A 21639-nucleotide genomic window follows, 5' to 3' on the forward strand; every position below is an offset into this window, starting at 1 on the left:
AATGCGGGTTTATCTGCGGTGTGATTGTGCCTGTTACAACGGGGCGATGATGTCGTGAACCCACAGGGTGTTGTAGTACTGGGGCAGATACGGGCATGGCAGCAATTTTAACCGCTCTCTCCTCTCGACCTATTCCCTCTCGACCTAATTTTCCCCGGCCGTTTTACCGTCAGCTATTTGCCTGCCTGCTTTTTGCGATTGTGCTGATCGTGGCGCAATCCGCCGCTGCACAACTGCCCTCCACCAAGCCCAAGGAAATCCAGCCGACCATCCCGGATTTTCAGAAATTGTCCGCCGACTGGTGGACCGATTGGCCCGCAGCGGAAGACAAGGTACGCCAGCAATGGCTGGAGGACCTCACCAAGGCCTGGACCGAGTGGAGCGAGACCCTGCCCGAGGAGGTAAGAGCGGGAAACAAGGTTGCTGCTGTCAATTTGCGCCTGGAAAGTATCCGCAAGGTGTGGGAAAAACGCGACGAAATGACCAAGTCTGCCCTGCTTGAGGATGTGGAATTTCCCGATGATCCCACCGTGTTGCAGTGGGCGGAGTCCGACGCGGGGGTGGATAAAGGTCGCCAGCGCTATGACAGCCTGCAGCTGGAAGCGGCACAAGTGGATGACAGTGAGGCCCAGACTCTGAGCCGGATGCGGGAGCAGGTGTTGGCGTTGCGGGATGGTGACAATACCGAACCCAAGCGACTGGAAGGAACCGTCAACCTTTTTCTGGCACAGATTGCACACTTGCAGGTATTGGAAGAACAGGAGGTTCTGCAACAGTTAATGCGCGTCTGGGAGGAGGAGTTGAAGTACGCCGAAGGCGAGCTTCAGCGCATGTTGGGTGAACTTCAGTACAGCGCGGAAGCTACCCAGCAACTGGAGAAAGCGCAGGCCGAAGAAAAGGCCGATATTGAAGCCTTCACCGAAGCGCGTACCGAGTCCCAGAGCCGGTTGTTTGAAACTTCCGATACGGTGGAAGTGATGCAAGAGCAGGTGCGCATGATGAATATCATGGTGCAGGGACTGCAAAGCCGTCTGGATTTGCGCAAACAGCAGCTGTTGTTGTCGATTAATCAGGTGCTGCACGACGATGGAGAAAAAAGTGACCTTTCCATCGAAAAGGGATTGATAGCGGAAGCGGAGAACGCCCGGGAAAATATTTCCCGCCAGTTGAGCCTGCGTCAACGCCAGGTCGTGGCCTGGGCGGGAGAGAATGACAAGGCAGCCAACAAGTGGTGGCAGCAGTTTGAAAAAATCGATAGCGGTCTCGGGCAGGTGCGGGACCTGATCGGCGATGTAGAGCGCTACGAAAACGCGCAGCTCTATGTATATCGCCAGCATCAGGGGTGGTGGCGGACCATCAGTGAGCGTTTTCTGCACCAACTGAAAACCCTGCAAACCAGCTGGCGCAATCTGGCCAATTACAAACTGTTCACCATCAGTGAGCAGCCCATCACCGTGAAGAACATAGCGCAGATGATCCTGGTGATCATTGCCGCGTGGATTGTATCTCGTCTGCTGGGGTGGCTGTTGCGGCGGATGGTCTACAAGAATCGAACCAGTGAACACGCCGCTTACAACCTGGGTCGGGTGCTCAACTATTGCATCGTACTGATTACGTTCCTGATCGTGCTTGCCATGGTAGGGCTGGATACCTCCAGGTTGACACTGATTGCCGGGGCCCTGTCGGTGGGTATCGGTTTCGGTATGCAGGCGATCTTCTCCAACTTTATTTCCGGCATCATTTTGTTGTTCGAGCAGCCGTTGCGAGTGGGGGATCTGGTGGAACTGGAATCTGGTGTGTTCGGCCGCATCCGCGATATCAATGTGCGCTCCACGCGGATCACCACCCGCGACAATGTGGATATTCTGGTGCCCAACTCCGAATTCGTGACCGGACGGGTCATCAACCACACCCTAGAGGATCCGGTGCGGCGGGTGCACATCCCGTTTGGTGTGGCCTATGGCACCGACCCCGAGGCGGTACGCGAAGCGGCGATGGAGGCGGCGGAGCGAGTACCGGTAACCTTCACCAACTGGCAGCGTAAGACCGAAGTGTGGCTCAGTGCCTTTGGCGACAGCTCCCTGGACTTCAAGCTGGTGGTATGGGTGAACAGTAATGCGGTCACTGCCCTCGGAGACCTGGCAGCCCTGTACAACCTGGAATTGCTGGAAGAATTCAGTCGGCGCGGTATCGAGATTCCCTACCCGCAGCGGGATGTGCATGTGCGCTCCTGGGGAGATCCGCCGGTGGCATTGGACCAAGGCACGAACCGGGATCTGGATACGCCCGAAGAGGGTGCTGATCGTAGTTCGCGCGCTGTACGGCGGGGATCGCAGGGCGTCGAGGACTGGCCCGCGGAGGATAGAACAGGCGACGACGGCGAGGGGGATGACGGTGACGGGGGAGATGGTGATGGCGGTAGCCCGAGCCATTGAACTGTCGCACTTGAGGCGGCCCAATGCACGGGTTTGGCCAGATCCCCGGGGCGCGGTATTCTGGGGAACTATCATTCGCCAGCTTCAGGTCCACTCTTGCTTATTATCCCGATTCAGAACAAACCCGATTGGCGCCGCCCGCCGCTGGTGTGCTTTGCCCTGATCGCAATCAATCTGGCAGTTTTTCTGTTTTATCAGAGTGGTGACGAGGCCCGCTGGCAGCAGGCGGAAGCGTTCTACTTCGACAATGATCTGCAGGCCCTGGAAGAGCCCAGGCTGTTCGAGTTTATCGATGACCAGCGCCCGGAGTTGCGTACCCAGTCTTTTGGTGCGGGGGAGGAATTCATTTACGAACAGTTGCTGTGGAACCGGGAGTTTCACCAGTGGCTGATCTCGCACCCGGACGTCAAAGGCGATAGCGAGTGGCTGCGCCTGCGCCATGAGTTCGCAGGGCTGCGCGACAGCCTGTCCAGTTTTGCCTATGGCCTGATTCCCTCTGATCCTTCCGTGGCCGGCTATATCGGTCATATGTTCCTGCACGGTGGTTGGGACCATCTGCTGGGGAATATGGTGTTTCTGCTGCTGTTTGGCCTGTCGGTAGAACTGGCACTGGGGGCGGCCTGGTTTATCGGCCTGTATCTTTTGGGCGGGCTGGCCGCGGGCTCCCTGCATATTCTGGTGGAAGCCGGCAGCCAGATGCCGGTAATCGGCGCCTCCGGCGCGGTCTCCGCGGTGATGGGCATGTTCGTGGCAGTCTATGGCATCCGCCGCCTGCGTTTCTTTTACACCCTCGGTTTTGCATTTGGTGAATTCAGTGCACCGGCGCTGGTGGTATTGCCACTATGGCTGGGTAAGGAAGTCTTTGGCTACTTCTTCGGCAGCGACAATGTTGCCTACTGGGCGCATTTCGGCGGTCTGGTGATGGGGTTTGCGGCCACCATGATCCTGATCCGCTTACGTCCGGCACGGGAGCTGCACGTGGAAGAGGATTTGCCGCCGACACCGGAGCAGCTGGCGCTGGCCCGTATCGAGTCGCTGCAGAACCACGGCAAGCTGGTGGAGGCCCGCGAGGCGGCCGCGTCTGCGGTAGCTCAGCAGCCGGACTCCCTGCCCCTGGTGCGGAAACAGATCGAGCTGACCGCCCTGGCGCCGGATAGCGAGGCGCACCATCGCGCCTGGTTGGCGCTGTTTGCCATGGCCCGGGATACACAGCAGGCGTTTGCGCCGATCGCCTCTGGCGTGCGCGAATATATGGGCGCTGGGGTTACGGAACGCGCGCTGACGGCAAAAAGCTGTCTACTGTTGGCCCAGCGTGCGGGCAGCGAAAAAGACTGGCCGCTGGTGGAAGAGATGCTGGTGCGCCTGCATCGCAAGCAGCAGCGTCACCCGTTGATGCAGCGCCTGGCGAGTCAGCTGGTGGGGCATTATCGTCGCCTGGGGGATGAGGAGCGCGCGCGTCGGGCGCAGCAGATTCTGGGGGCACTTAAGCCTGAGGTGGTGTGAGCTTTGTTGGTGATTTGAATTGCCAAAATACTACGGGCGAAGGCGCCGGAATCGGGTACAACCTTGCGAGACCTTCAAAAACAGGGATGTTTTTGCAGAGCCCCCAAGGATGGGTTCACGGCGTGTCTCGCAAGGTTGTACCCGATTTCGGCACCGCCACTAAGGTAAATTAGTATCCTTCTAAGCCGGCTGCGCCGCACCGGCCTCCGCAGAAAGAATCGACTCCAGCTGCTGCACTTCCTGTAAAACCCTGCTGTTGGGAAATTTCTTGCGCACAAATGCCAGCAGCTTGCGGCAGTTGTCGGTACGGTTGAATCCATCCAGGTAAATTTTTGCCAGCAACAGATAGGCCGCATCCAATTTGGGATATTGCGGGTCTTCCTTGTGCAGGTTGTTGATCAGCGCCAGCGCCGGTCTGAACTGGCGCTGGCGATAGAGCGCTTCCGCCAGCTGGTGGCGCAGTGGGGATTTGTCGATCGCCGGGGCGCCCTGGCTGTTGAGGGTGGCTACGTAGAGTTCTGCGGCCTTGTGAGGCTGGTTCAGTTTCACAAACCGCTCCAGCAGGTGTGGCCCCAATTCCCGCAGGGCTTTCTGGTCTTCAATGGCCAGTAACAACCGGTAGTAGCGTTCGTTCAGTGCCAGGTCGTCGGGCTGCTGGCGCAGGGCGGTGACCAGTGCCTTGCGGGCTTCCTCGCCGCGGCTTTCCCGCAGCAGAATACTGGCATCCGCCAGCGCCTTGAGGCGATCGAACTCGCGCTCCTCCAGGAATTCATCGTCGTCCACCATGGAGGCAACGCCGAGGCGCTGCTGCTTGGTGAGGCAGATGTAACCCATCATGGCGCTGGTGACGATGGAAAAGTAGCTGGTGGTGAAAGCCAGCAGGGGCAGCAGCATCCAGTCGGGTACCTTGCCCATTACCACCGGCATCAGGTAGGTGGGGGCGGCAGAAACGGCGCTGGTGGAGAGCCACAGCAGCCAGTAGGGCCAGCCGATAATGAGGGTGAATTGCAGCAGTTTGAGCGGGTTCACCGCTGCGCGCAGACTGTGTTCCAGGGCGAGCACAATCATTGCCGCCGGCGTAAGCAGCGACAGGGCAATGGCGTAGGCCTGTACCGTGCCCTGTCCCAGCCGCGCAAGCAGCATACCGGCGGCACCGGCCACCAGTATCATGCCGATCACCCGCGCAAAGGTGGCGGCACTGCGCCCATCCTGGGCGTCGCCGAAGGTGGGGGCTTCCAGTTGGCCGGCGGCGAGCCTTTCGATCACCAGCAGGTTGTAGCGGATCACCATCGCCAGCAGCGCCACCAGCACAAAAATGGAGAAGATGCCGAGGCCGGTCATGGCAATCGCGGCCACCGCGGAGATAATCGACACCGTGAGCGGGCCGGGGCGGATGCCGTAGCGGAAATAGAACGGGGCCATCTGCCAGAAGGGTTTGGCTTTGTTGCTGGCACCCACATTGGCCAGAGCGCGGTTGCACAATATGCACTTGGGGGTGGATTTGGGATAGTTATCCACAGAACCGGGAACGCATTCGCCGCAGTAGTGGCGCTGGCAGGGTTGGCAATGCCAGACAGCGTCGGCACCGGAATGGTAGCGGCAGGATTCGCCCATGATGTACTTCCGTGTTATCAATTATTGAACCATGCGGAGGGTTGTGTCCCCGGTCACATGATATTGCTCCATATCCCAGTTTATCGGCAGCGCCCCCGCTGGCGCAATCCGCCACTTGTTCGCTGCTAAACTGACCCAATATCCTATTTCGGGCACTCACTGGTACGAGTGCCATTCAATACTCGAACAACAGATGTTTTATAAAAGGTGTACAGAATGACAACAGCGATGCAGGTACGGCTGGAAACTACCCCGGCGGCGGCGCAGTGGGGCAAGAACGCACTGCTGAGCTTTGGTGACAGTGAGGCACGTATCCATGCAACCGATGCCACCGGCGGTACTCTGACCGCAGTGCAGCGGGGCGCTCGCCGTTTGGACGGTATGGGCGTGACCGACGTGCTACTGGCGGGAAACGGCTGGGACCTGGAAAGTCGCTGGGCGTTCTGGGCCGGTTACTACAATCCCAACCGCAAGAGCACCCTCGAGTGGGGCGATGCGGATGAAGCGCAACTGAAGGAGCTGGAAGCGCGCCGTGCCGCCAGCCTGTGGGTGCGTGAGATCACCAATGGTACGCCGGAGAATATCTACCCGCGCGCACTGGCGGAGAGCGCCGCGGACATGCTGCAGAAGCTGGCGCCGGATGCGGTGAGCTACCGCATTGTCAGTGGCGATGCGCTGCTGGAAGAAGGGTTTGCCGGTATCCACAATGTAGGCCGTGGCAGTGTGCGTGGTGGGGCTATGTTGCAACTGGACTATAACCCGACGGGCAACGCGGACGCACCGGTCGATCTCTGCCTGGTGGGCAAGGGTATCACCTTTGATTCCGGCGGCTACAGCATCAAGCCTTCTGGCGGCATGGCGCACATGAAGTCTGACATGGGCGGAGCGGCGATGGTAAGTGGTGGCCTGGCACTGGCGATCGCGCGCGGTCTGAACAAACGGGTAAAACTGTATCTCTGCTGTGCGGAAAACCTGATTTCTGGTCATGCGTTCAAGCTAGGTGACATCATTCGCTATAAAAACGGGGTGACGGCGGAGATCCTGAATACCGATGCGGAGGGCCGCCTGGTATTGGCGGATGGTCTGATTGCGGCCTCCGAAGAAGACCCCCGTTATATTCTCGATGCGGCGACGCTGACGGGCGCGGCGAAGATTGCAGTGGGGCGCGATTTCAACTCGGTAATGAGTTTTGAGGATGAGACGGCGCAGAAGGTACTGCAGGCGGCAGTTTCGGAAAATGAAAAGGCCTGGCGCCTGCCGCTGGAGAAGTTCCATCTGGAGCAGATTCCGTCGGGGTTTGCGGAGATTGCCAATGTGGGGGTGGACGGCAGTCCGGGCGCGTCTACGGCGGCGGCATTCCTGGCGAAGTTTGTGCGTGATGAGGGGCGCGGCTGGGTGCATATGGATCTGTCCGGATCCTATAACCCGTCTGCCAATGACCAGTGGGCGCAGGGCGCCAAGGGACATGGTTTCCGCACCATTGCTCGGTTCTTGCTGGATAATTGAGCTTAGTGGTAGCTACTCCGGTAATTGGGTAGCGGCAGAGCACCGAGTGCGGGTTTTCAGGACCGGGCTAGGCGCCCCCCCTGTGAATACATGCATGTCAGCTGCGTCGTAAAGTATCCGGCCGCTTCAACGCGGCGCCTTCGGCCCTGTTTGCGACGCAGCTGAAAACCCGCACCCGGTACTCTGCCTTCGATTCAGATTTTATGTCTTTTAAAGCCGCGAGGAATAGATGCATGGAAGAGTATCAGGTGATGATCCAATCACGAGAGTGGCTTGTCGGCTGGGGTACGCTGTCTCTGATTAATGCCGGCCTGGCACAGGGTAAAAACCGCAGTGGCCTGTTGTGGTGGATTCTGAGTTTGATTTTCGGTCCGCTGGCAACGCTGGTGATTGTGCTGCTCAGCAAAGTGCCGGATCGCTCGCTGCGTTGACACATCCGTTTACGGCTTAATTTTTTCTCCAGTTCTCCCTTCTCACAAAAAGCCCGCGAGAGTGGGCTTTTTGTACCTCAAACTTTGGCTGCCATCAATTCCAGAACCGGTTTCGGAACTGGTTCTCATTTCGTTGGGTAAGATATTTTTTTATGTCGCGATAATGCACAACCATGTGCAGTTGTGGTTTGATTCTTGATTGGAAAAAAATACATAAGAAAAGGGCGTACTTGGTACGTTCGTTCTATTTAAGCCCTGGTCTTGGGTCATGGAGGAAAATATGCGCATTTTGCTGTTGTGCAGCGCTTTTAATGGGTTGAGTCAGCGCGTGCATCGTGAGCTGGTGCTGGATGGGTGCGAGATCGTGGTGCAGCTGGCCACCAGCGATGAGGAAATGGAGCGCGCGGTTCAGCAGTTCCAGCCAGATCTGGTGATCTGCCCTTTCCTGAAACACAAAATTCCCGATGCTATCTGGCAGAGTCTACCGTGTCTGGTTGTACACCCGGGGATTGAGGGCGATCGCGGTCCGTCTTCCCTGGATTGGGCGATCAGTGACGATAAAGAGACATGGGGCGTTACGTTGTTGCAGGCGAACGATACGATGGACGCCGGGGATATCTGGGGCACGATGAACTTCCCGATGCGGGCGGGGGCGAACAAGTCCAGCCTCTATCGCCGTGAAGTCACGCGCTGCGCGGTCAGTCTGGTGAAACAGGCAGTTCGGAATTTTACCGATCAAAACTTTTTGCCACGGCCGCTGATCGAGTCGCAAGCGCCCGGGTGTCTGCTGCCGACCATGACCCAAAACGACCGGGCTATCGATTGGCAGCGGGACTCGACTGCTGAAGTGCTGAAAAAACTGCGCGCCGCAGACAGCCTGCCCGGAATCCGCGAGACCATCGGCGATAGGGTAGTGAACCTGTTTGGTGGACGAGAGGCGGAAGGGCTGCGCGGCGAACCGGGGAATTTTATTGTCTCCGCCGGCGGCCACCTTTGCCGTGCTACGGTAGATGGCGCGGTCTGGATCTCCCACGCAAAAGAAGCGGGCAAGTTCAAGTTGTCCGCTTCCCGGGTGATCGTGCCGCTACTGGATTATCCGGTAGACGAGCTGTCCGATGTGCCTCCGGCGTTGCAGGAGATTCGTACCGAGTACAGTGACGAGGTTGCCTACCTGTATTTTTCTTTCCATGGCGGTGCCATGAGCACGCAGCAGTGTCAGGATTTGCTGGCGCAGTATCGTGAGCTGGCTGCCTCGGATGTCAAAGTCATTGTATTGATGGGCGGCGATGAATTCTGGAGTAACGGCATTCATCTCAATACCATTGAAGCAGCGGAAGATCCTGCACAGGAATCCTGGGAAAACATCAATGCGATTGATGACTTCGTGCTCGAGGTTATCAATACCCGGGACAAGCTGACCGTTGCTGCACTTGGCGCCAACGCGGGGGCCGGTGGGGCCATGATGGCGCTTGCCTGCGACCGCGTGGTGGTACGGGAGGGCGTGGTCATCAACCCGCACTATCAGACCATGGGGCTGTATGGCTCGGAATACTGGACTTACCTGTTGCCCCGTCGGGTTGGAGCGCAGCGAGCAAAACGCTATACCGAAGACTGCCTTCCGGTACTGGCTTCGGAAGCGCTGCGGGACGGTTATGCCGACAACCTTTTTAAAGGCGACCTGACGGCATTTCACCGGCAATTATCCGACTACTGTCAGAGGTTGGTAAATGTTGCGGAGTTTGGTCACAGCCTGTCGCAAAAGATACAGCGCCGTGAAGCGGACGAGCAGGAAAAACCGCTGCAGCAATATCGGGATGAGGAATTACAGATTATGCGCGGGATATTCTTTGACCCGGGCGCGGAGTACCATCGGGCGAGAAAGGCGTTTGTTTACAAGCAATGCGCAAAATCTACGCCCGAGTACCTGCGACGTTCTTCAATGACTGTGTCAAACACCGAGCCCGTCACGGAAGAAGTGTTGGAACCGGCTTAAGGCCAGATATAAAAAAACCGGCGCAGAGCGCCGGTTTTTGCGAAGGTTTGTGTTGCCTCGGTCCTCTCGGATTAGACCACTGCACCTATATGCCACGGCGCGAATTCATTATCGCCGTAGTCCAGTTTTTCACTGGCGCTTTTTTCTCCGGAAGCAATGGAGAGAATGTGCTTGAATATCATCTCGCCGCACTCCTGCACCGTATAGCGCTTTTCCAGAATACCGCCGCAATCCACGTCCATATCCTCGCGCATACGTTCGAACAACATGGAATTACTGGCCAGTTTGATACTGGGGACCGGCTTGCCTCCGAAGGCTGAGCCGCGCCCGGTGGTAAAGCACACGACATTGGCGCCACTGGCGACCTGTCCGGTGACCGACACCGGATCGAATCCCGGGCTGTCCATGAAAATCAGGCCCTTTTTGCGCACTTGCTCCGCGTACAGGCAGACATCCTGCAGTGCAGTAGTGCCGCCCTTGGCCTGCGCGCCGAGAGATTTTTCCGCGATGGTTGTCAGGCCGCCGGCCTTGTTGCCCGGTGACGGATTGTTGTTCAGCTCCACACCATTCATACGGGTGTAGTTTTCCCACCACTCGATACGGTCCACCAGCTTTTGCGCCACGTCCGGTGATACTGCGCGGCGAGTCAGCAGGTGTTCGGCGCCGTAAATCTCCGGCGTCTCGGAATAGATGACTGTGCCGCCGTTGCGTACCAGAATATCCGCTGCGGCGCCGAGGCCCGCGTTCGCGGTAATGCCGGAATAGGCATCACTGCCACCGCACTGAACCGCGAGGGTCAGCTCGGACGCGGAAATGGGCTGGCGCTCACAGGCATTTGCCGCGGGCAGCATCTCGGTCAAGCGATCAATGCCGGATTCGATGGCCTTGCGTGTGCCGCCCTGTTGTTGAATGGTCATGACTTGGAAGCCGTCACCTTCCTGCAGGCCGGTTTCGCGCATCAGGCTGGTAATCTGCATGGCCTCGCAGCCGAGGCCGATCAGCAGCACGCCGGCGAAATTCGGGTGCGCAATGTAACCGTGCAGGGTACGTAGCAATGTCTGGTACCCTTCGCCAGAGGTGGACATGCCACAGCCGCTGTCGTGCCCCAGTGCCACTACCCCATCAATATTCGGGTAGTCGCGCAATTTGCCGCTGTCGCGGAAATGCGAAACGATCGCGCGGGAAACGGTTACCGAGCAGTTCACCGTGGATACCACCGCGAGGTAATTACGCGTACCCACTTTACCGTTGGCGCGGAGGTAGCCATCAAACGTGGCGCGCTCTTCCCGCGGCAGTAACTCGGTGGGCTGGTAATCTTTGCAGAAGTCGTGTTCGGGGCGGTGGTTGCCGGCTTCCATATTGTGTTCGTGCACATGGGTGCCCGGAGCAATATCTTCCAGGGCGAAGCCGATCACCTGACCGTACTTGACCACGGCGTCACCAGTGGCGATGGGGCGCACGCACACCTTGTGCATGGCCGGTACGTCGGAAACCAGCGGCAACATGCTGCCGCCCCAGTTCACCAGAGAACCGGAGGGCAGGGGTGCCTTGCTGACGGCGACGTTATCGTCTGTATGTATATGAATGAGATCCATCTTGTCCTGACTCCGCCTGGAGGAACTTGCGGTCAGTTGTCGTTATGATTGGTTGCAATCTAACACTATATTGGTAAGGCCGCAATTATCGAAATGGTAGATTTTGGTAAGACTGAGGTGTCAATAGTATTGTTGTGGTGGTTTAGCCCCATCTGCTAAACTGGCGTAACTTTTCAGTTATATCTCAGTAACGTCTTATATAGTGCGGTCAGGTAGATCGCTTTCAGGAGAACGGCTTGATGCAAGGTGCGCGACTTTACCAACAGGTGGCAGAAAAGCTGGCCGCCGCGATTGCTGCGGGAGATTACCCTGCTGGCACTCGGTTGCCTGCCGAGCGCAAGCTCGCGGAGCGCTTTGATGTCAGCCGTCCCACCGTGCGCGAAGCGATTATCGCGCTGGAGCTGGCGGGCTGCGTGGAAGTGAAAGGCGGCTCCGGGGTCTATGTGACCGACTCCGAGGCAGGTGGTTTCTCTGCGTCCGAGACCGATATCGGTGCATTCGAGATTCTGCAGGCGCGGATCATGTTCGAAAGTGAGGCTGCCGGCCTCGCCGCGCGGGAAATGACCGACCAGGAAGTGCAGGAGCTGGAGGAAATTCTGCAGGAAATGGTCACCGAGAACGCCACCGACTCTTCCGCGGAAGTGGCGGATGAGAAATTCCACCTGCATATCGCCCGCGGCACCCATAACGATGCCGTAGTTTCAGTCTGTGAGCATCTGTGGAAGCTGCGCAACAGCTCTTCTGTGTCCGCGCGGATTCTGGAGAAGGTGCGTCAGGTAGGTTCCAAGCCCCGCATCGAAGAGCACCAGGTCATTCTGCAGGCAATTAAAAAGCGCGATTCCGAAGCGGCACGCAACGCCATGCGTGATCACCTGCAGCGTGTGGTTCAGCAGTTGCTGGATGCTACCGAGGCCGAGGCCCTGGAGGCCGCGCGCCGCGAAGTCAGTGCCGCGCGTCAGCGCTTTGCGCTGCCCTGAGCGCTAACCGCGGATTCTTCTTCAATATAGAAAGGCGCCCACCGGCGCCTTTTCCTTTCTGCCCCTAGCCTCCCTTTTACGCGGTCTTTTCTCTTTTTCACTGTCGCACTTTTCCATTTCTATTATTCCCCCAGTTGGGGCCTGAGCCCGCGCAAGCGCGCTTTCAGAGCCCGGAACTGCGCCGAATTCGGACTCTTCTGGTTGTGAATTGCGCCACTGCCCGGGATCGGAATTGATTGCCCCCTCAAAATTGGTATGACAGTATTGTCAGAATTTGAATTCTGGTCTTGCCAGATTGCGGGCATGACCGATGTGATGATGACCAAATCCAGTAAAACAATAACTCTCGGGAGGCTTTTATGACCGGATTCAACCGGCGCACGTTCCTTCAATCCATGGTGGCTGTCGCCGCCGTGCCCGCTGCTCCGCAGTTTGCTTCACAGGCGCTCGCCATGAGCCGGCCGCCCCGAGCGCAGTACAACGGCCCCTGGGGCCGGGTGCCAGAGATACTGTCTGCGATCAAACTGCCGGAAATCCCCGCGCGGGATTTCAACCTGAAAGAGTTTGGTGCCAAAGGCGAGAACGAAGATGCCAGTGCGTTCTTCGCTCGCGCGGTTGAAGAGGCGCGCAAGGCCGGTGGTGGCCGCATCGTGGTGCCGGCGGGCAAGTATCGTACCGGCCCCATCCATCTGGTTTCCAATACCGAGCTGCACGTTGCCGAAGGGGCGGAGATCCACTTTATCCCGGAACCCGAGCGCTATCTGCCGGCGGTGAAAACCCGCTGGGAGGGCCTGGAGATGATGGGCTATTCCCCCCTGATCTACGCCCACAAGGCCGATAACGTCGCATTGACCGGCAAGGGCCTGATTGACGGCGGCGCCGATTGCGATACCTGGTGGCCGTGGAAGGGGAAAAATGGCAAGTGCGATAACAGTAGCAATGAAGGTGACACCCAGCATCCCGCGCGTGCGGCGTTGATGGAAGATGCGGAAAACCATGTTCCAGTGGAAGACCGTCACTACGGTGAGGGTTCCTTCCTGCGTCCCCCGCTGGTGCAGTTTTACGAATGTAACAATGTACTCATCGAAGGCGTCACCCTGGAAAATTCTCCGTTCTGGGTGGTGCACCCGGTGCTGTGTATCGGTGTCACCGTGCGCAATATCACTACGCGCAGTCACGGCCCCAACTCCGATGGTTGTGACCCGGAATCCTGCAAAAACGTGCTGATCGAAGGTTGTCTGTTTGATAACGGCGACGACTGTATCGCGATCAAGTCCGGCCGTAACGCAGATGGCCGTCGGGTCAATGTGCCCACCGAGAATGTGGTGGTGCGGAACTGTCGGATGCGCGACGGTCACGGCGGTCTGGTGCTCGGCAGTGAGATCTCCGGCGGTGTGCGCAACGTGTTCCTGGAGGACTGTGTGATGAGCAGCCCCAATCTGGATCGCGGTCTGCGTATCAAGACCAATGCCATGCGCGGCGGCAATATCCACGATATCTATGTACGTAACCTGACCATTGGTCAGGTCAAAGACGTGATAGTGATCAACTTCTTCTACGAAGAAGGGGATAACGGCGACTTCGATCCGAATGTGTACAACATTCAGGTTGAAAACCTCACTTGTGAACAGGCCGAGCGCGCTTTCCACGTGCGCGGCTTTGCCCGTGCCCCCATTCGCGGTCTGCAGATCTCCAACAGCCGGATCAAACAGGCGGGCTCTCTCGGTGTAATTGAAGAGGTAACTGGTCTGACCGTTGATGATGTGCAGATTAACGGTAAACCCTATCAGCCGAGCTGATCTATTTGTGATTCAATAATACTAAATTGGTCAGCAGTCCACCGCGAGTGCTGGCCAGGCCAAGGATGGCGCGACATTCTCCTGATTGAGACCCAAATAGCTACGGAATCTGTAAATTGGTCAGTCAGAAAGTTGCCAGTTGGTAATCCGTGTGAGAATATCGGCATGCTTTGATAATAAGCGGTATTACCAAAAACAGGTATTACCAAAATAAAGACAATAAGCGGAGATGAGAGTCAATGAAGACCTTCGAGCTGAAACCCCTTACGCTCGCAATGGCCATGATTGCAGTACCGGCCTTTGCGCAAGAATCAACATCCAATGATCCTTCCCTGGAAGAAATCACTGTAACTGGTAGTTACGCCGGCAGTCTGGCGAAAGCTCTGGACACCAAGCGCGACTCTGCCGGTATGGTCGATTCCATCCTGGCGGAAGACATTGCTGACTTCCCGGACCAGAACCTCGCGGAATCCCTGCAGCGCATTCCCGGCGTTACGATTGATCGCGACGGTGGCCAGGGACGTGAAATTACCGTTCGCGGCCTGAATTCCACCTTTACCCGTGTCCAGATCAACGGCATGCAGGCACAGTCTCTGTCCGCCGGTTCCAACGGCGTACAGACCAGCCGTGGCTTCGACTTCAATGTGTTTGCCTCCGAGCTGTTCAACCGCCTGGACGTTTACAAGTCCACTTCTGCAGAGCTGGAAGAGGGTTCTCTGGGGGCGACCGTTGCCCTGCGCACCGCGCGCCCGTTCGATTACGACCCCGTCACCGTGGTAGCCAATGTCCAGGGCAGCTACAACGACGGCAGTGAAGAATTTACTCCGCGTACCTCCGCACTGGTGAGCTTGACCAACGAAGAGCAGACTCTGGGAGCGCTCTTTTCCGTTGCTTTCTCCGAGCGCAATGTATTCGGTTACGGTGCTGACACCGGTCGTTGGGCCAACGATGACTTTGCCAGCTGTACTGCCTGTGACAGCGAAGCGGAATTCGACCAGGTCAAAAGCGCACAGCATCCGCGTATCCCGCGTTACATGAACCGCAACTACACCGAGGATCGCCTGGGTATAACCTCTTCTCTGCAGTGGCAGATCGCGGACTCCACGCTGCTGAGCTTCGATGGTCTCTACTCCAACTTGGATTCTGAGCGTACCGAACCGAACATCAACCCAATCTCTCTGGCGCGTACCGGTGACACCGGTAACGCTGAAACCGATATTGCGGCTTACACTATCGACGGTAACAACAACCTGATTACCGCAACCATGGACGGCGTCGATACCCGCGCGGAGAACTTCCTCGCCGACTGGACCTCCGAGTTTGCTCAGTACTCCCTGTCTCTGGAGCACGACTTCAGCGACGATTTCCGTATGACTATCCTCGCCGGTGGATCCAACTCCCAGCTGGATAACCGCGAAAGCACCCTGGTGCTGGAACACTTCAGCGAAGACGACCCCCGTCGCATGATCGATTACGCGGAGTCCAACGACACCGTAACTTACGACTACTCCAACATGACTTCCCCGGAAATCATGTTCGGTTTTGATACCACCGACCCAGCGAATTGGGAGCTGTCAGAAATTCGCGATCGCCTGTACGACGCCGAGTCCTCCGCTTCCACTTTCCGCATTGACCTGGACTACATGCTGAACGACGCGGTGACCCTGCGCGGTGGTGTAACCCAGAAGTCTTACGGTTATGACATTACCGGTCTGCGCGCGGATACTTCACTCTCCGGAGCGGATGAGCGTGACGGTGTTGCTGACGGCGAGGCCTGCGGCATTGGCTCCACCATCACCAGCGATATGGGCAATGTTGCCAGTCCCACAGGTGTGCCTTACTTCAAAGGTGACCTTGCTCTGGTGGATCAGGCGCTGGCAAGTGGCTGCTGGCCGCACTCAGTACGTCCCGGTGACACCCGTGAGGTAGAGGAAGATAGCCTGGGTGTATACGCACAGCTGGACTTTGATACTGATCTTGCCGGTCGCCGGCTTCACGGTAACGTGGGTGTGCGCAGTGTAGAAACCGAATTGACCTCTACTGGTGTGACAGTCTACGACGATGCAAACGGTGTTGAACAAACAGAAAATGTGACTGTCGAGAACGATTACCGTGACACCCTGCCTTCGCTGAATGTGGCCTACGAGTTGCTCGACGATGTAGTTATACGTGGTAGTGCCGCTAAAGTGATGTCCCGCCCGAACCTGGGTACTTTGAGCCCGGGAGGGAGTGTCGGTATCTTCGGCCAACCGAAAGTAAGCTACGGCAACCCATTCATCGAGCCGTTCCGCGCCAAGGCCTATGACCTGGGTGCCGAGTGGTACTTTGCCGAAAATGCCGTGGTGTCAGTGGCCTACTTTGTGAAGGACATCGATTCCCTGCCGATTGGGCAGACAGACTACGGCGTCTCCTGGGCCGAGATCGGTCTGCCGGACAGCTTGCTGGGTGCTGAGTACGAGAACCTGCACAACTCAAACGATTTCGAAGTCAGCCGCACTGTAAATGGTAAAGAAGGTGGCGACCTGGACGGTTGGGAACTGCAGTACCAGCAGCCGCTGACCTTCCTGCCGGGGCCGGACTGGGTACGCAACTTCGGTATTATCGCCAACCTGACCAAGGTGAGCTCCGAGGTGACCTACAACGCTGGTGAAGATGATGAGTTCAAAGGCCCGCTGAGTGGCCAGTCCGACGATTCCTCGAATTTCACGTTGTACTGGGAAGATGATGCCTTCTCCGCGCGTATTTCCATGGCGAACCGCGGTGAGTATTCCACCCGCCCGCAAGAGTTCAATCAAGAGGACAGACGTTATGTGGATGCGACTACTTTTGTTGACTTCTCTGCCAGCTACCGTGTAACCGACAACCTCAAGGTCAACTTCGAGGCAATCAACCTCACCGATGAGCCGATCTTTGCCTACATGGACCCGAGCGCCAAGCGCATCATCAACGAGATCAGCACTGGCTCTCAGTACTTCGTAGGTGCGCAGTACAAGTTCTGAGTACTTGTTGCCAAGTGACATCAGGCGCGGCGTCCCGTCGCGCCTGATGATCACGGGAAAGCTGTGAAGATGTAGAAGTACCCGAACGGCCGAGTGCAGGAATCAGCCAGTCACATGGACAGGATCGATTCGTCGTTGCGCTCGGCCGTTTTTCAATCTGGCTCTGAATAAGGGCTGGTAACCCAAAACAATAACCGGATTCGTGGAGATGTCTGTGAAACTGTTTGACAAGCCCTACCGCAAGTTTGGCCTCAACGCTGTTGCCTTTGCCCTGACGGCCGCAACGCTCGCCGCGTGCGGCGAAAAAACTGCCCAGACGCCTGAAGTTCAGGCCGGTAAGGACAATGCCGCAGAGGAAGCGGATAAGCCCAGCGCCATCGCACGGCTGGAGCTTTCCAACCCCTCCGCATTCCCGCGGCAGGATGAAGCGGTTTATCTCAGTTACTACGAACTCGGATTGGAACAGGGGTTCGCATCGCCGATTGCGGTGTGGAACCAGGCGGAAGTCATTCCGACCCAGGCCATCGATAAAGATGCCGATGGTAATAAAGACGGGATTATATTCACCGTGGATGTCGCGGTGGATGAAACGCTCAAGCTACGTATCGCCCAAGCGGATGCGCCCACAGAATCCGCCAAGCTCACTCAGGCGGAAATCTCCCACAAGGTGGGTGGCGAGTGGGAAGAACGTGAATACAAGGGCGGCAGCTTCCAGAATGTGAGTGCGCTGGACGTACCGGAAGAACACACCGACCACTCTTACTTCATTCGGTATGAAGGCCCGGGTATCGAGTCCGACCTGGTCGGATACCGTGTGTACCTGGATTGGCGCAACGGTTTTGATATTTTCGGTAAGCAGGTGCGCGAACCTGTACTGCAAGGCGTGGGTCAGGACGGATTTGACTCCTACCACGAGCCAGCAGACTGGGGCATGGATATTCTCAAAGTCGGCAGTGCTGTCGGTGTCGGTGGCTACGGCTACTGGGATGGCGAAAAGGTGATTCGTGTCAGTGATGTACAGGACTGGCGTACCGAAATCACTGAGAACGGCGATCTCTACTCCGCATTCAAAATCGACTACAAAGGCTGGAAGCCGGTCGAAGGTAAAGAGACCGACCTGAGTGCGGTGCTCTCCATGCACGCCGGCAGTCGCTTGGTGGAGGTGAATGCAAAAACTTCCCGGGAGCTGGATGATCTGGTGGCGGGCATCGTCGACCACGAAGGCACCGAGCTGATTGTTGGTGATATGGATATTACCGGCCACGCCTACACCTATATCGCCACTTACGGCCCCCAGAGCCTGGATGGCAGTAATCTGGGAATGGCGGTGCTGGCCAAGCGCAAGGACATTAAAGAAGTCACCAGCGACGAGCACAACCAGGTGGCGGTGCTGAAGCCGCGCGCTAACGAAATCCAGTACTACTTCCTCGCCGCATGGGAAAAAGAGGTCGCCAGCGAGCACGGCCCCATCAAAACCAAAGCGGAATTTGAAACCTATCTCGAGCAGGAAGCCGAGAAGCTCACCATGCCGCTGCGTCAGCGCCTGACCACGGCTAAAAGCGAAGCCGCCATCGAGCAGCCACTGACTGCCCAGGTGGCACTGAACTGGAGCAAGCGCCTGGCGGATTCCGAGCTGGAGCGCAAGACGCTGGATTATCGCTTCGGTGGATTTGACCATATTCGCAAACGTCCATCCTACTTCGAGTACACCACCGGTATGGTGATGCAGGCTTACGATGAGCTGAACCAGGTGGCACCGGAAGCCCGGTATGCCGACGCCGTACATACGGTGATGGATTCCTTTGTCAACGAAGACGGCTCCATCAACGGTTACGTACAGGAAAAGTACAATATCGACAGCATCCGCGCCGGTACCATGTTGCTGCGCCTGTACGAGCGCAACCACAATGAAAGCTACAAAAAAGCCGTCGATACGTTGTTTGAGCAACTGGAAAACCATCCCCGTACTTCCGAGGGTGCCTTCTGGCACAAGAAGCGCTACCCCTACCAGGTATGGCTGGATGGCGTTTACATGGGCATTCCATTCCTCGCCCACTACGAACAGCTGATGCACGAAGAACCCAACGTGGACGAAGTGCTGGCGGAATTCAAAGTGGTCAACGAGATTCTGAAAGATCCACAAACCGGCCTCTACTACCACGCATGGGATGAAAAACGTGAACAGGTATGGGCAGACAAAGAAACCGGTCTTTCCGGTTACCACTGGGCACGCGGTATGGGCTGGCTGGCCATGGCGCTGGTGGACGTACTGGACTTTATTCCGCAGGAAAATACCGAAGAGCGTCAGTATCTGCTGAACATGATTTCCGAAATCGCACCGGTGATCGAAAAGTACCAGGATGCGGAAACCGGAACCTGGTGGCAGATCATCGACAAGCCCGCTGAGCGCGGCAACTACCGCGAGTCCACCGCCAGCACCATGTTCACCTATTTCTTCGCCAAGGCGCTGAATCAGGGTTACCTGCCAAAAGGTAAATATCTGGATACCGCCAAGAAAGCGTATCAGGGGCTGCTGGACGAGTTTGTCCAGGTCCACGCCGACGGCACCATCAGCATCACCGATATGTGTCAGGTGGCGGGGCTGGGTTACGGTCGCGATGGCAGCTACGAGTACTACATGAGCGAGCCGATTTACGACGACGACCCCAAAGGTACCGCGCCGTTTATCACCTCCGGTGTGGAAATGTACAAACTGCTGAAATCTGAATCTTAATTTACCCGAAAGCGAGTAGAGCGTGCATCAATGGTAGATGCGAAGGGTTTGATGGGCGGGGCCTACTCGCGAGACCTTCTAAAACAGGGACGTTTTAGAAGAGCCCCCATGGATGGGTTCACGGCGTGTCTCGCGAGTAGGCCCCGCCCAGCAAAGCCGCCAAGAAACTGCCTGCAACGCTCCTTATGCTACGACGTACAAACAGGGGAATAGCAATGCCAACTGAATTTGAAGAGCGCTTTGCCAGTCACCCGAGTGACTATGTGAACTACGATACCGACCGTCTGCGTGAAGAGTTCCTCGTGCCGAAACTGTTCGAAGCGGACACGGTGCGCCTCACTTACACCCATGTGGATCGCATGATTGTGGGCGGCATCATGCCAGTGGAAAAAACCGTACAGCTGGAGACCGTGGAAGCCCTGCGTTCCGAGTATTTTCTGGAACGCCGTGAGCTCGGGCTCATCAATATCGGTGGCTCCGGAACGGTGGAAGTGGATGGCAAGGTGCACGAAATCGGCCACAAGGAAGCCCTCTACGTGGGACGTGGTTCCGTTGACGTGAAACTGCGTAGTGCGGATAAATCCAAACCCGCCAAGTTCTACTTAAATTCCGCACCGGCACACTGTGCCTACCCGACGGTAAAAGTGACCAAGCTCGAGGCCAATGTCATGGAGCGGGGTGCCAGTGAGACCTGTAACCAGCGGGTGATCAACCAGCTGCTGGTGAATGGTGTCATCCAGACCTGCCAACTGCAGATGGGTATGACCGAGCTGGCACCGGGCAGCGTCTGGAATACCATGCCGGCCCACACCCACAGTCGGCGCATGGAAGCCTACATGTATTTCAATGTGCCGGAGGATCAAGCGGTGTGCCATTTCATGGGCCCGCCGCAGCATACCCGGACCCTCTGGATGCACAACGAGCAGGCGGTGATCTCGCCCACCTGGTCTCTGCACTCCGGCGTGGGTACCGCCAACTACACCTTTATCTGGGGAATGGCGGGGGAAAACCTGGATTACGACGATATGGATTTTGTGCAGCCCCACGAGTTGCGCTGATATTTCTGAGCGGTGGGTGCGCTGTGCTTATCCACCCTGCTGAAATGGTTTCCCATATCCCCGTAGGGTAGATAAGCGCAGCAGATCTACCGAAAAACTGGAGTAAATTTATGTCCAAATCACTGTTTGACCTAACCGGAAAACTCGCCCTGGTAACCGGCGCAACCCATGGCCTGGGTATGGCGATGGCAGAGGGGCTGGGTAACGCCGGTGCCAAGCTGGTCATTACCGGTCACTCCTCTCAGGAGAAGCTGGATAACGCTGTTTCCGCACTGCGCGAAAAAGGCTGCGACGCTCACGGCTACCTGTTCGACGTCACCGAAGAATCGGTGGTAAATGAAATGGTCGCGGTGATCGAGCAGGAGCAGGGACCGATCGACGTACTGGTGAACAACGCCGGTATCATCCGCCGCGTACCGCTACTGGAGATGGAACTGTCCGAGTGGAACAAGGTACTGCAGACCAACCTCACCGGAGTAATGGTGATGAGCCGCCCGGTGGTGAGACGCATGATCGAGCGTGGTGCCGGTAAAGTCATTAATATCTGCTCCATGATGAGTGAGCTGGGGCGCGACTCCGTATCTGCCTACGCTGCCGCCAAGGGCGGCCTGAAAATGCTGACCCAGAATATGGCTACCGAGTGGGCCCGTCATGGTATCCAGGTTAACGGCATCGGACCTGGCTACTTCGCTACCAGCCAGACCGCGCCGATCCGTGTTGACGGCCACCCGTTCAATGATTTCATTATCAACCGTACGCCCGCGGGGCGCTGGGGTAATCCGGAAGATCTGCAGGGCGCTGCGGTGTTCCTGTCCAGTGAAGGGAGTAACTTCGTGAACGGTCAGGTCATTTACGTGGATGGCGGTATTCTCGCCACTATTGGTAAGCCGGCTAACGAGTGATATTCCTGCGCAGCGGGTGTTTAAACCGCTGAGTACTTCTGGGTAATTCCCACAAAAAAAGTTGCTTCCCTCTCAGGGTGTGAGTGAGAGGGT

13 protein-coding genes are annotated in these 21639 nt (G+C 57.1%); 11 read left to right on the forward strand and 2 right to left on the reverse strand.

All coding sequences use genetic code 11. From position 1 onward, the window contains the following. Positions 1-209: 209 nt before the first annotated feature. Together LPW13_RS17385 and LPW13_RS17390 are read left to right on the forward strand one after the other, a co-directional pair. A complete protein-coding gene (locus tag LPW13_RS17385) occupies positions 210-2435 on the forward strand; it encodes a mechanosensitive ion channel domain-containing protein (RefSeq protein WP_230437259.1) in 2226 nt (741 codons plus the stop codon). A 96-nt stretch (positions 2436-2531) separates the two neighbouring features. Then, positions 2532-3938: a rhomboid family intramembrane serine protease gene (locus LPW13_RS17390; RefSeq protein ID WP_230437260.1), complete on the forward strand. Its 1407-nt coding sequence runs from the start codon at positions 2532-2534 to the stop codon at positions 3936-3938. Positions 3939-4118: 180 nt separating this feature from the next. Here LPW13_RS17390 and LPW13_RS17395 read toward each other — a convergent pair whose 3' ends face one another. After that, positions 4119-5552: a hypothetical protein gene (locus LPW13_RS17395; RefSeq protein ID WP_230437261.1), complete on the reverse strand. Its 1434-nt coding sequence runs from the start codon at positions 5550-5552 to the stop codon at positions 4119-4121. A gap of 216 nt (positions 5553-5768) precedes the next feature. Here LPW13_RS17395 and pepB point away from each other — a divergent pair, with 216 nt between their 5' ends. The 3 genes from pepB (at position 5769) to LPW13_RS17410 (ending at position 9482) form a co-directional block, all read left to right on the forward strand. Then, positions 5769-7058, forward strand: a complete 1290-nt coding sequence (gene pepB, locus LPW13_RS17400) for an aminopeptidase PepB (RefSeq protein WP_230437262.1) — start codon at positions 5769-5771, stop codon at positions 7056-7058. A gap of 233 nt (positions 7059-7291) precedes the next feature. Further along, positions 7292-7489 (forward strand): antitermination protein NusB, encoded by a 198-nt coding sequence (locus tag LPW13_RS17405; RefSeq protein WP_230437263.1) that lies wholly within the window; start codon positions 7292-7294, stop codon positions 7487-7489. Positions 7490-7769: 280 nt separating this feature from the next. Continuing rightward, positions 7770-9482, forward strand: a complete 1713-nt coding sequence (locus tag LPW13_RS17410) for an enoyl-CoA hydratase-related protein (RefSeq protein ID WP_230437264.1) — start codon at positions 7770-7772, stop codon at positions 9480-9482. A gap of 71 nt (positions 9483-9553) precedes the next feature. Here the strand turns inward: LPW13_RS17410 and LPW13_RS17415 are convergent, their stop codons facing one another. Then, positions 9554-11077 carry a UxaA family hydrolase gene (locus LPW13_RS17415; RefSeq protein WP_230437265.1) on the reverse strand — a complete coding sequence of 508 codons (1524 nt, stop codon included), beginning with the start codon at positions 11075-11077 and terminating at the stop codon, positions 9554-9556. Between the two features lie 239 nt (positions 11078-11316). On the opposite strand from LPW13_RS17415, the gene LPW13_RS17420 reads away from it, so the two are divergent. The 6 genes from LPW13_RS17420 to LPW13_RS17445 all read left to right on the forward strand — a co-directional run bounded on the left by LPW13_RS17420 (position 11317) and on the right by LPW13_RS17445 (position 21546). Beyond that, entirely contained in the window at positions 11317-12054 is a 738-nt protein-coding gene (locus tag LPW13_RS17420; protein ID WP_230437266.1) for a FadR/GntR family transcriptional regulator, read from the forward strand. A gap of 359 nt (positions 12055-12413) precedes the next feature. After that, a complete protein-coding gene (locus LPW13_RS17425) occupies positions 12414-13853 on the forward strand; it encodes a glycoside hydrolase family 28 protein (RefSeq protein ID WP_230437267.1) in 1440 nt (479 codons plus the stop codon). A 239-nt stretch (positions 13854-14092) separates the two neighbouring features. Continuing rightward, positions 14093-16852 (forward strand): TonB-dependent receptor, encoded by a 2760-nt coding sequence (locus LPW13_RS17430; protein WP_230437268.1) that lies wholly within the window; start codon positions 14093-14095, stop codon positions 16850-16852. Between the two features lie 214 nt (positions 16853-17066). Continuing rightward, the gene (locus tag LPW13_RS17435) at positions 17067-19586 is read left to right on the forward strand and encodes a glycoside hydrolase family 88 protein (protein ID WP_230437269.1); all 2520 of its coding nucleotides are present in this window, start codon (positions 17067-17069) and stop codon (positions 19584-19586) included. A 215-nt stretch (positions 19587-19801) separates the two neighbouring features. Further along, the gene (gene kduI, locus LPW13_RS17440; protein ID WP_230437270.1) at positions 19802-20644 is read left to right on the forward strand and encodes a 5-dehydro-4-deoxy-D-glucuronate isomerase; all 843 of its coding nucleotides are present in this window, start codon (positions 19802-19804) and stop codon (positions 20642-20644) included. 110 nt (positions 20645-20754) lie between these two features. Beyond that, positions 20755-21546, forward strand: a complete 792-nt coding sequence (locus LPW13_RS17445; protein WP_230437271.1) for a gluconate 5-dehydrogenase — start codon at positions 20755-20757, stop codon at positions 21544-21546. Positions 21547-21639: the final 93 nt, after the last annotated feature.

The organism is Microbulbifer celer (assembly GCF_020991125.1).
In the GTDB taxonomy this organism is placed as follows: Bacteria; Pseudomonadota; Gammaproteobacteria; order Pseudomonadales; family Cellvibrionaceae; genus Microbulbifer; species Microbulbifer celer.